General features: G+C 51.1%; 9 protein-coding genes. 7 read left to right on the forward strand and 2 right to left on the reverse strand.

Features of this window, described 5'->3' with window-relative positions; translation table 11 throughout:
• The first annotated feature begins 64 nt into the window (after nt 1-64).
• Genes ACJ2PR_RS24515 through ACJ2PR_RS24525 form a run of 3 tightly spaced genes read left to right on the forward strand, consistent with a single transcriptional unit; the run spans nt 65 to nt 6,133 of the window.
• A complete protein-coding gene (locus ACJ2PR_RS24515; protein WP_446878903.1) occupies nt 65-2,164 on the forward strand; it encodes a response regulator in 2,100 nt (699 codons plus the stop codon).
• Nucleotides 2,118-5,765 carry a PAS domain S-box protein gene (locus ACJ2PR_RS24520; protein ID WP_446878904.1) on the forward strand — a complete coding sequence of 1,216 codons (3,648 nt, stop codon included), beginning with the start codon at nt 2,118-2,120 and terminating at the stop codon, nt 5,763-5,765. Before ACJ2PR_RS24515 ends, ACJ2PR_RS24520 begins: the two co-directional genes overlap by 47 nt.
• Entirely contained in the window at nt 5,762-6,133 is a 372-nt protein-coding gene (locus tag ACJ2PR_RS24525) for a response regulator (RefSeq protein ID WP_446859670.1), read from the forward strand. Before ACJ2PR_RS24520 ends, ACJ2PR_RS24525 begins: the two co-directional genes overlap by 4 nt.
• 11 nt (nt 6,134-6,144) lie before the next feature.
• Here the strand turns inward: ACJ2PR_RS24525 and ACJ2PR_RS24530 are convergent, their stop codons facing one another.
• Nucleotides 6,145-6,468, reverse strand: a complete 324-nt coding sequence (locus ACJ2PR_RS24530; protein WP_446878905.1) for a hypothetical protein — start codon at nt 6,466-6,468, stop codon at nt 6,145-6,147.
• Nucleotides 6,469-6,572: 104 nt separating this feature from the next.
• On the opposite strand from ACJ2PR_RS24530, the gene ACJ2PR_RS24535 reads away from it, so the two are divergent.
• Both ACJ2PR_RS24535 and ACJ2PR_RS24540 read left to right on the forward strand, forming a co-directional pair.
• Entirely contained in the window at nt 6,573-6,749 is a 177-nt protein-coding gene (locus ACJ2PR_RS24535; RefSeq protein WP_446878906.1) for a hypothetical protein, read from the forward strand.
• Nucleotides 6,750-7,217: 468 nt separating this feature from the next.
• The gene (locus ACJ2PR_RS24540; protein WP_446878907.1) at nt 7,218-8,192 is read left to right on the forward strand and encodes a metal-dependent phosphohydrolase; all 975 of its coding nucleotides are present in this window, start codon (nt 7,218-7,220) and stop codon (nt 8,190-8,192) included.
• Between the two features lie 142 nt (nt 8,193-8,334).
• Here ACJ2PR_RS24540 and ACJ2PR_RS24545 read toward each other — a convergent pair whose 3' ends face one another.
• Nucleotides 8,335-9,033: a glutathione binding-like protein gene (locus tag ACJ2PR_RS24545; RefSeq protein WP_446878908.1), complete on the reverse strand. Its 699-nt coding sequence runs from the start codon at nt 9,031-9,033 to the stop codon at nt 8,335-8,337.
• Nucleotides 9,034-9,306: 273 nt separating this feature from the next.
• Here ACJ2PR_RS24545 and ACJ2PR_RS24550 point away from each other — a divergent pair, with 273 nt between their 5' ends.
• Together ACJ2PR_RS24550 and ychF are read left to right on the forward strand one after the other, a co-directional pair.
• A complete protein-coding gene (locus tag ACJ2PR_RS24550) occupies nt 9,307-9,465 on the forward strand; it encodes a hypothetical protein (RefSeq protein ID WP_446870106.1) in 159 nt (52 codons plus the stop codon).
• Between the two features lie 92 nt (nt 9,466-9,557).
• Nucleotides 9,558-10,649, forward strand: coding sequence for a redox-regulated ATPase YchF (gene ychF, locus ACJ2PR_RS24555; protein ID WP_446870107.1), 1,092 nt, complete (start codon nt 9,558-9,560; stop codon nt 10,647-10,649).
• Nucleotides 10,650-10,814: the final 165 nt, after the last annotated feature.

Below are 10,814 nucleotides of genomic sequence, written 5' to 3' on the forward strand. Positions count from 1 at the left end.
ATATCCCTAAATTCTTGCCTTGCTGCGATCGTTCCCCTACGATCGACCAGCGCAATTTCTAATAATGCGGATTTTGCTAGTAGACGATGATGAAGTAGTCGTGCAGCAGTTGAGCAAAGTGCTGATCGATCACCGCTATGTAGTCGATGTTGCAGTAGACGGATTGGCGGGTTGGGATCTGGTGGACACCTGCGACTATGACGTGATCGTGCTGGATGTGCAGTTACCCCGACTCAACGGCATTGAGTTTTGTAAGCGACTGCGATCGCACCACAAGTCTACCCCCGTTTTGTTGATGACGGCCCAAAGCGCCAGTGGGCACAAAGTGATTGGCCTAGATGCTGGTGCAGACGACTACCTGGTTAAGCCCGTCGATCTACCCGAACTGCTGGCTCGAATTCGCGCCCTGCTGAGACGACGAGACAGTGAAACGCGGCTACCAGACCTAAAGTGGGGCAGCTTACAGCTTGATCTCAACAGCCGTGCCGTCACTTGTGCCGATCGTGCTTTGAGGCTGACTCCCAAGGAGTACAAGCTGCTGGAGATTTTTTTGCAGAATCCGCAGCGAATTTTTAGCAGCAGTGCGCTGATCGACCAGCTTTGGTCATTTGATGAAGAAGCCCCCACCGAAGATACGGTACGATCGCACCTCAAAGGACTTCGCAAAAAGCTCAAGGCAGCCGGGTTAGAGCAAGATCCTGTAGAAACCGTGTATGGGATCGGCTATCGTCTCAAGCCGTCTCCCAAGCCTGATCAAACCACAGATGACAGCACTTTTAACAACCCTAAGAAGAACGCTAAAAAATCAAAAAAGCCGTCAGCGCCAGAACCAACAAAGGTCGTCGCAGCAGAAATACAACAGATCTGGCAACAGACACGAGAAAAGCTACAGCAGCGATTTGCCACTATTGAGGCAACCGTCACGCTTTTAGCCAAGCAACAAAGTTCGGTAAAGCAGCAAAAAGAAGCCTGTCAGGAGGCCCACAAGCTGGCGGGTTCGCTGGGCATGTTTGGGACGATGGATGGATCAGAGTTGGCAAGCGAAATTGAGCAGTTGTTAGACGGAAAACATCCTCCAAAATCTGACAAACTTAAGTCGCTCAAGCCACTGGTTCAAAAGTTGCAGCAAGAAATTGAGCAGTTAGATCGCCAATATCAAGCAGGCGATCGCGGACTTGTTTCCTTAGACAATCCAACAGTTGACAATGGGTATCTGCCCCCTGCCGACCACTCAACCGAAGCGCGATTAATGCTAGTCGATGACGACCCTCTGATTTTGCAAACGTTAAAAGAATGGCTGATGCCCTGGGGCTTTGAGATACACACCCTCAGCCAGCCAGAACAGTTTGCCGACACCCTCAAGAAAATTGTGCCCGACCTCCTGGTGCTAGATATCGAAATGCCTGGGATCAGTGGGATTGACCTCTGTCTGCAATTACGCAACGATCCCGCCTGGAGCAGTCTGCCTGTGCTGTTTTTGACCGCCCGACGCGATGCCGAAACGATTCAGCGTGTGTTTACAGCGGGGGCTGACGATTACATTAGCAAACCGATCGTCGGCCCCGAATTTGTCATCCGCATTCTGAATCGACTGGAGCGATCGCGCCTCCTGCGGGCATTAGCAGACACCGACTCGCTCACCGGATTGGCCAACCGTCGCAAAGCAACCCACGAGCTAGTACGCCTGCTGGCCCTAGCAAAACGGCAAGACAAGCCCGTTAGCATCGCCCTGCTGGATCTCGATTACTTTAAGCAGATTAACGAGATTTACGGCCATCCGACGGGCGATCGCATCTTGCACGAATTGGGGACTATTTTGCAGCAGTCCTTTCGCCTAGAGGATGTTTTGGGGCGCTGGGGCGGCGAGGAGTTTGTGGTGGCAATGTATGATGTGGCGCGATCGTCTGCGGTTGAGCGATTGCAAAATTTGCTAAACCAACTCCGGGCCCATCCTTTTGACTCGACTCAAGGAAGTCCCGTCTGCGTCACCTTTAGTACAGGCATTGTGCAATATCCTCAAGATGGAGCCGACTGGCAAGCCTTGTATCAAGTAGCCGATCAGCGGCTGCGTCAGGCAAAATTAGCAGGAAGAAATCAGGTGCTATCAGGAGAGCGTGATGAAAACCGGGGTCGCAAGGATCAAGAAAATGGCCCCCTGGAATAGGCGATGGTTGCCAGGTCTGATGAGTTTGGGTGTGGTCGCTCTGACGTTGGGGATCTGGCGATCGCTCCAAGTGCAACAAGCCGCAGAAACTCAGCGCAATCTAACAGAAATGGCAGCCAGCACCGCCAGGATTTTAGAAGCTGACCTGAATGCTGTCTCACTGGGGCTAAATCGGTCCGCCCAACGCTGGCAGATTCGGGGCGGCACGCCTCAAGCCGAATGGCAGGTCGACGCGGGTCAATACATCAAAGACACCGCAGGGTTGCAAAGTATTGAGTGGATCGATCGCACCCTTCAGCCGCGTTGGATTTCTGCTACCTCGCCCTCCATGCCAGATCCCGATCGGCTCTCACTCTTAAAAGCGCAGCGAACAGCCCTGCAAGCCAGCCGTCTGAGTCAAGGCTCCCTGCCATCGGGGTTGATCACGTTGCGTACCTACGGACAGTCCCACTTTCATGGGTTGGTTCCGCTCTTTTTACGACCCAGCGCTTCGGCTTCTCAGTTTGATGGATTCTTCTTCAGCACCTTTGATGCGCCTACGTTCTTTGGGACGGTGATCGCCCACGTGCCGCCGACTTACAACATCGCTGTATTAGAAAATGGAGAAACGCTCTATCAGCGCCATTCTGACCCTAACCGCTCCGCTGGGATGGGGACTCAAACAGCTACCCTCAAAGGTCACAAAAGTTGGCAGGTGCGTGTCTGGCTGTATTCGACAGATTCCTTATCTCCGCATTCTTTCTTGCTGACCAATGTCGTGTTGGGGGCAGGGTTATCGATGGCGGCGCTGCTGGCGCTGGTTACTTATTTTGCTCAAGCGATGCGCGATCGTACCCGTCAGCTAGAAGCCATCAACCATCAAATTACAATGGAATCCGCCATTCAACAACGGTTGGCGCTGGCGCTACAAGAAAGCGAGGTGCAATACCGCGATCTGTTTGAGAATTCCAACGATTTGATTGTCAGCGTCGATATGGCAGGGCGATTTCTCTACGTCAACCGCGCCTGGAAACAGACCCTGGGCTACGACGAATCAGATTTGGCAACCCTGACGCTGTTTGATCTGGCTTTTCCTGACTGTGGGGGACGCTGCGACAATCTGCGCCAGTGCCTGACGGTGGGCGAAGCGATCGCAAATCTGGAGGTGGCTTTCAATGCCAAAAATCAGCAGCGGATCTGGCTCGAAGGCAGCTTAAATTTTCGCCTTGTCGATCAGCAACCGGTGTCGATGCGCTGCATTTTTCGCAACATCAACGATCGCCGTCAGGCAGACCGAGACCGAGAACACATCACAGAACAGTTGCGCCGCAGTGAAGAACGCTGGCAGTTAGCCATTCAAGCCAACAACGACGGAATTTGGGATCTTGATCTCACGACAAATACGGCGTATCGTTCGACTCGCTGGGGTCAAATGTTGGGCTATACGCCAGGCGAACTCCTTGACAGCAATGTTGAATGGCAAACTCGCATCCACCCAGACGATCGAGCGCGGGTACTCCAAACCGAACAGGACTATCTCGATCGCCGCATTCCTCAGTTAGACCAAATCTATCGCCTGCGCCACAAAAACGGCAGTTACCGATGGGTGCAGTCTCGCGCTCAGGCCGTCTGGGACAAGGCGGGGACTCCGATTCGGCTGGTAGGTTCGACGACAGATATTACTGAGCAAACCCAGGCACAAGCCGCTAAAAAGCAAGACGAAGAAGAAATTCTTCACCTCAGTCAAGCTCTGGAAGTTGCGGTTGTGGGCATTTCTCAAGTTGATTGTCAGGGTTACTATACCAAGGTCAAATCTGCCTACGCTCACCTGTTAGGCTATTTGCCAGAAGACTTAGTAGGGCAGCACTGGCACGATCTGATTTATGTGGACGATCGCAACCTGGCGATCGCAGCCTATCAGGAGATGTTGAGCCATGACAAAGCTGAGGTAGAAGTCCGGGCTGTCCACAAAAATCAGTCGGTGTTGGAGCAAAAAATCGTGCTGGTGAAAGCCTACGACGAGATGCAACAATTCATTGGTCACTACGGCTTTATGAAAGATATCAGCGATCGCCGCGAAGTTGAACGGCTCAAAGAACAGTTTGTGTCGATCGTCAGTCACGAACTGCGAACACCCCTCACCTCGATATCGGTGGCACTAGATTTGTTGGCGGGCGGCGTGCTACAAAGTCAGCCCGAACAGGCGCAGCGAATGCTTAATATTGCCTCAAACAACACCGATCGCCTCGTGCGGCTAATTAATGACATTCTGGATATTGAGCGAGTGAGATCGGGCAAAGTGGCGATGAACAAAGAAACTTGCACCCTCGCCGCACTGTTTACTCAATCAGTCGAAGCCGTTCAAGACATGGCAGACAAAGCAAATGTGGCGCTGGTGGTTTCCGCTTTATCTGCCCGCTTATGGGTCGATAGCGATCGCATTGTGCAAGTCCTGGTCAACCTGCTCAGTAACGCCATCAAGTTTTCGTCTTCGGGTGATACCGTCTGGCTCAAAGCAGAAGTGAGAACTGGGGAAGTAGGCAATGAGCCAGCAGAGGGCGATCAAGATCCCCCGACACCCTATCTCCTTCTCTCTGTTCAAGACCACGGGCGAGGCATCCCGCTAGAGAAGTTAGAAGCCATTTTTGAGCCTTTCCAACAGGTAGATGCTTCTGACTCGCGCCAAAAGGGGGGCACTGGGCTGGGTCTGGCGATTTGTCGCAGTATTGTCCAGCAGCACAATGGCAAAATTTGGGTAGAGAGCCACTTAGCAGAAGGCAGTACGTTTTGGGTGCAGCTTCCGGCCCTCTGGGAAGTCGAGGAGGCGACCCTTCACCAACCTCAACTTGACAATGCGTCCCTGGTGCTGATGTGTGATGATGATTCTTCGGTGCGATCGGTGATCCAAACCGTCCTTCACCAACAAGGCTATCGAGTGCTGGCAGTCGCATCGGGCCGAGAAGCGGTGGAGCAAGCTAGAATGGCTCGTCCCCAAGTGGTGCTATTAAATCTGATAATGCCAGAAATGGACGGCTGGGAGACGCTGGCCAGGCTAAAAGGTCAGCCCGAAACACAAGCGATTCCGGTCGTGATCCTCAGCGGACTGCTCCCCGACGCAACGCAGGTCGATCGTCCTGAAATTAACGGGTGGGTCGTCAAACCCCCCAATCGAAAAGTGCTGTTGCAAACCTTACAGCGAGCGCTCAACAAGCCCTATCAGAATATTCGCATTTTAATCATTGAGGACGATCTGGATCTGGCAAGGCTGCTGATTGCAATTTTCACTCGCCACCACCTCAAGACCTTTCACGCCCAAACGGGACAAGACGCAATTCGCCTGAGTCAAGAAATCATGCCGGATCTGCTGGTGTTAGATTTGAGCATTTCTCAAGGCGATGGGTTTGCGATCGTAGACTGGCTGCGGCAGCACAATCACCTCAACCGTCTGCCGATAGTCGTTTACACGGCACGAGAGCTAGAGCCAGAAGAGCGCGATCGCCTCACGCTGGATCACACCCTATTTCTCACCAAAGGACGCATTACGCCACAGCAGTTTGAACAGCGAGTGATCGCGCTTTTAAACCGCATGACTCAGCCCTCGACCCAGAAGGGGCAATCATGAGTAAGCGAATTCTAATTATTGATGACGACGACGACATTCGGGCGGTGGCTCAGGTGACGCTTCAGGCGGTGGGTGGTTGGCAGGTGATGACGGCGGCCAGTGGCAGTGAGGGAGTGGCGATCGCGACCTGTGAACCACTCGATCTAATTTTGCTCGACGTAATGATGCCCGATATGGATGGAATCGACACCCTGCAGGCCCTGCAAGCGACTCCTGCAACGCGATCGATTCCTGTACTCTTTATGACGGCCAAGGCTCAGGCTGCCGAACTACGTCGCTTCGCCAAACTCAACATCGCCGGGATCATCACGAAACCCTTTAAAGCCATGCAGCTTCCTGCCCAAATTTCTGCTGCCTTGGGTTGGTAAAGTGAGGCGAATTAGATGGGGTTTGCCTTTGTTGGATAGACAGCTTGGCGGTTAAAACCGCAGCTAAGAGAACAAAATCCGCCTTCGCGGGTTAATAGATTCAAAGTCTCCCATTCTGGGGAATTTAGGGCGCGAAGGCTCTGTAGCATTAACAAATTGATTGGGTATAAGTTAACGTGAATTCGATAGAGTTTTTTCGCTTCGGTATTTAACGCTTCTGCCCCCCAACCCCCCAAATCTGGGGGACTTTCGGACAGGATTTCTTGCTCAAAGTCCCCCAAACTTGGGGGATTTAGGGGGCTGCCTAGAGTGATCGCTACAGCGAGGAATTTCATCGAATTCACGTTAAGTTACATTTCTGCACAAGTCCTGCATTTTTCAGATCTACCGTAGAAGAGTCAGAAAAAGCACATTCCTCTATTCATACAGAACTCTTGTGATGTCTTTATTTCGCCAAATTGCGACTAGGGTCATACAGTCAGGGTATCTCTCATCCAAGACCGAACAACAGCTAAAACGGCTCGCTAGTGTCTATTTTGACTTAGATAATATTGACACCATCATATTGCTGCAACAAGCCCTACTATCAGGCAAAGTGCAACGCATTGATGACTGATACTCAGCCGTTTTGCATTCACAAAATCAGGGGTAGCAACAAGCGTCAGGAGTCCGAAAAAGCCTTAGACATCAGACCTTAGACATCAGACCTTAGCCCCATCTGTCTAGTGTCTAAACTCCGCTCACTTCTGTCAGGATGGCGCTCTACACCATCGGACTACAACTCTCTATTAACGTAAATTCGATGAAAGCTTTCACTGCGGTTATTAATTTGGACAGTCCCCTAAATCCCCAAATTCTGGATAACCTCATCGAATTTGCGTTCTATTAACCTCATCTTTCTCAAAGAAGGAGGAAGCCGGATTCAAGATTCTCTTTTTGGAGGGCTTTAGGGAAATTGAGGGGCGGCGATCGTCAACATCACTTCACCTTGCAATCTATTAATCCGCTCTCATGCATCTCCACCACTACTCAACTAACTCCCATTCATAGTTGCCGCTGGCACCCCCGCTCCGGAGATTTCACCATGTTAAAACGATTCAACGCAGCAATCATCATTCACGAATGCGTGCAGCGTTTGCAGCAAGGCTATCAATCGGCTTATGGATACGAAACCCTCGAACAAGTTCGTCTGATTACTGCGATCGCTCACACGACATTAGGCGCGATCGCTCGTACCACTGCTGCCTATCACGACCTCGAACATACGGTTTTGGTGACGCTGACCGGGCAAGGAATCCTACAGGGCAAACTGCAAAAAGATGGTGACGTCTCATCCCAGGATTGGATTCACACAATTGTCGCGCTGCTGTGTCATGACATTGGCTATGTGGGAGGGATTTGTCAAAGCGATCGCCCCCAGCAAGCCCTATATAGTGACGGATGCGGTTGTTTGGTCTCGCTGCCCAAGACAGCTACCGATGCCAGTCTTACGCCCTTTCATGTCGATCGCGGCAAACAGTTTATCGACGAAGCTTTTAGCCATGAGCCGCTGATTGACTTAGAAATTCTCAAAAACAACCTGGAAATGACTCGGTTTCCGGCACCCCAGGACGGACTGCACGCTGACATCGACACTTATCCAGGTTTGGTGCGTGCCGCTGATTTAATCGGACAGCTAAGTGATCCCCACTACCTAGAGAAACTCCCTGCTCTGTTTAAAGAACTTCAAGAAGTGGGTTCTGCGGACAAGATGGGCTATGAAACTTCTCAAGATTTGCAGTTAGCTTTTCCTGATTTCTACTACAGTGTTGTTGTTCCTTATATCCAACCCGCAATGGACTATTTGCGGCAAACAAAGTCGGGTAAAGCTATTCTGCTAGGTCTGCACTTAAATGTAGTGGCGGCTGAAGTTGATTTGGAGTTAACTGCAATGACAGAAGACAAATTTTTCAGTCAAAAGCCCCAGCAAGGAAATCTAAGCCAAGCTTTTCGGTCTAAAGCAAAAAAATTCCCTCAAGCCTGTCCCCGACTTTTTGAAGGGGATCTTTGCTTCCATTGAATCTCTTGATAGGTAGGCAGCGTTATCTTTTTAACGGGACGTGAATTCGATGCAAGATTTTCGCTTTGTGTTCAAGCCTCAGTCCCCCAAGCTGCCAATCCTGGGGAACTTTCAGACAAAATTTCGTCGAATTCACGCTCTTTTAGCGTTGCACCGTACTTGCCGATTGGTTGAATAAGACCGATCGCGTTTCTTCGATACTAAGATTTTGAGTCTTAAAGGCCTCCGCTTTCTCATAAGCTCGAATCGTCGCCGGACGTTCTTTAATCGCCTCAAACCAGCGCTTTAGGTGCGGAAAATCCTCTAAATTTTGACCCTGGCGATCGTAGGGCACGATCCACGGATAAGCGGCCATGTCGGCGATCGAGTAGTTGCCTGCTACAAATTCACGATCGCTGAGACGCTGGTTGAGAACAGCATAGAGTCGTCCGGTTTCTTTAACGTAGCGGTCGATCGCGTAGGGAATCTTCTCAGGTGCATATTGATTGAAGTGGTGATTTTGACCCGCCATTGGCCCCAGTCCGCCCATTTGCCAAAAGAGCCATTGCAGTACCTCAACTCGACTTCGCAAATCCTCACCGATCAGCTTTCCAGTTTTTTCGGCTAGATAGAGCAAGATGGCACCCGACTCAAAAACAGAAATAGGTTCCCCGCCGCCAACAGGCTCGTGATCGACGATCGCCGGAATTCGATTGTTGGGCGAAATTTTCAGAAATTCGGGCTGAAACTGATCGCCTTTGCCGATATTGATGGGCGCGATCGTATAGGGCAGCCCAACTTCTTCCAAAAACATCGTAATCTTGTGGCCGTTGGGGGTCATCCAATAGTAAAGATCAATCATGGATTCGTCTCCTGGTGGTCTTTTGAACTAATGTTTAATCTCGGACTTTGCAGCACTTCTGGCAAATGCTTCTAGCGCCAAGAGCTTTGATTGGTTTGAGAAACTCGAATGACTAAACTGTATCGCTAAATTGTTTGGAGTGCAACTGTTTGAATAGTAAGAAAAAGTGGAGTGTTGGGGGCAGCACTTGTTGCGATCGAGCAATTTCTCAAAGGGTAGAGGTTCACAACCGATTTGACTTCTACATTAGAAAAGTCTTGAGTGAATTTTGATATGGTCTACCCAACGCCTGAGCCGCCGATCCCCTTGCCTGACCCGACTCCAAATCCTGCTCCCGAACCGATTCCCAGTCCGACTCCCGAACCGATTCCCAGCCCGACTCCTGAGCCTGTTCCTGCTCCGATTCCTCAGCCGATTCCCAGCCCAGTTTAGACATTGACCGCGAGTTTACCCGTCGTCAGGGGCGAATTATTGGATAGGATGGTCTATGGCCTCTCCTACACAGGGCATAACCTGAGACTGACATGCTAAGAGCCGGGATTGTTGGACTTCCCAACGTTGGAAAATCGACTTTATTTAATGCCCTGGTGGCCAATGCCAAAGCGCAAGCGGCCAACTATCCTTTTTGCACGATCGAACCCAACACGGGCATCGTCGCGGTACCTGATGAGCGGCTTAACGTGCTGGCAACCATTTCTAGCTCAGTAGACATCATCCCGGCGCGGGTCGAGTTTGTTGATATCGCGGGGCTGGTCAAAGGGGCGAGTCAAGGTGAAGGACTGGGCAATCAGTTTTTGGCCAACATTCGAGAAGTGGATGCGATCGTACATGTGGTACGCTGCTTTGAGGATGACGACATCATTCATGTGTCTGGGTCGGTCGATCCGGTGCGCGATGCTGAAATCATTAACTTAGAATTGGGTCTGGCTGATTTGAGTCAGATCGAAAAACGAGTCGAACGCGCCCGCAAACTCGCCCGGACGAGCAAAGAAGCTCAAGTCGAAGTGGCCGCCCTAGAAAAACTGCTCCCAGTTCTCAACGAAGGCAAGCCTGCCCGACAAGTTGTGTTGACTCCAGAAGAAGAACTGTTGATCAAACCATTGGGACTTCTGACTCGCAAGCCGATTATCTACGCCGCCAACGTTGCCGAAGATGAGCTTGCCAGTGGAAACGACTGGACGAAGCAAGTTCAAACCCTGGCTGCTGAGGAGAATGCTCAAGCGGTGATCGTCTCGGCTCAAGTCGAATCAGAGCTTGTAGAACTGTCAGAAGAAGAGCGATCGGACTTCCTATCTTCGTTGGGCGTTGAGGAAGGCGGCTTAAAGTCTTTGATTCGCGCAACCTACGCACTGTTGGGTCTGCGAACCTACTTCACTACGGGGCCCAAAGAAACTCGCGCCTGGACAATCCACGCAGGCATGACTGCCCCTCAAGCCGCAGGAGTCATTCACACTGATTTTGAGCGAGGCTTTATTCGGGCAGAAACGGTGGCTTACAAGGATCTGGTGACCACGGGCGCGATGAATGCGGCCAAAGAAAAAGGACTGGTTCGCAGTGAAGGCAAGGAATATGTGGTGCAAGAAGGCGATGTGATGCTGTTTAGATTCAACGTTTAGAATCCTGAATTGAATAAGATCGATGATTGCCTGGTTGCTTTGCCCCCTAAATCCCCCATGCTGGGGGACTTTGAGAAAGCAGGAATTCTAGAATTTAAGGCAGTTTCGCGGTTCAAAGTCCCCCAGCATGGGGGATTTAGCGATTATCTTGAATGTCAAGCCGGA

This window comes from Phormidesmis sp. 146-33, from assembly GCF_052939515.1.

Excerpts from the sequence above, each read along its gene's own strand:
- ACJ2PR_RS24515 (WP_446878903.1), top strand. The coding sequence starts at position 65 with ATGCGGATTTTGCTAGTAGACGATGATGAAGTAGTCGTGCAGCAGTTG.
- ACJ2PR_RS24520 (WP_446878904.1), top strand. The coding sequence starts at position 2,118 with ATGAAAACCGGGGTCGCAAGGATCAAGAAAATGGCCCCCTGGAATAGG.
- ACJ2PR_RS24525 (WP_446859670.1), top strand. The coding sequence starts at position 5,762 with ATGAGTAAGCGAATTCTAATTATTGATGACGACGACGACATTCGGGCG.
- ACJ2PR_RS24530 (WP_446878905.1), bottom strand. The coding sequence starts at position 6,468 with ATGAAATTCCTCGCTGTAGCGATCACTCTAGGCAGCCCCCTAAATCCC.
- ACJ2PR_RS24535 (WP_446878906.1), top strand. The coding sequence starts at position 6,573 with ATGTCTTTATTTCGCCAAATTGCGACTAGGGTCATACAGTCAGGGTAT.
- ACJ2PR_RS24540 (WP_446878907.1), top strand. The coding sequence starts at position 7,218 with ATGTTAAAACGATTCAACGCAGCAATCATCATTCACGAATGCGTGCAG.
- ACJ2PR_RS24545 (WP_446878908.1), bottom strand. The coding sequence starts at position 9,033 with ATGATTGATCTTTACTATTGGATGACCCCCAACGGCCACAAGATTACG.
- ACJ2PR_RS24550 (WP_446870106.1), top strand. The coding sequence starts at position 9,307 with ATGGTCTACCCAACGCCTGAGCCGCCGATCCCCTTGCCTGACCCGACT.
- ychF (WP_446870107.1), top strand. The coding sequence starts at position 9,558 with ATGCTAAGAGCCGGGATTGTTGGACTTCCCAACGTTGGAAAATCGACT.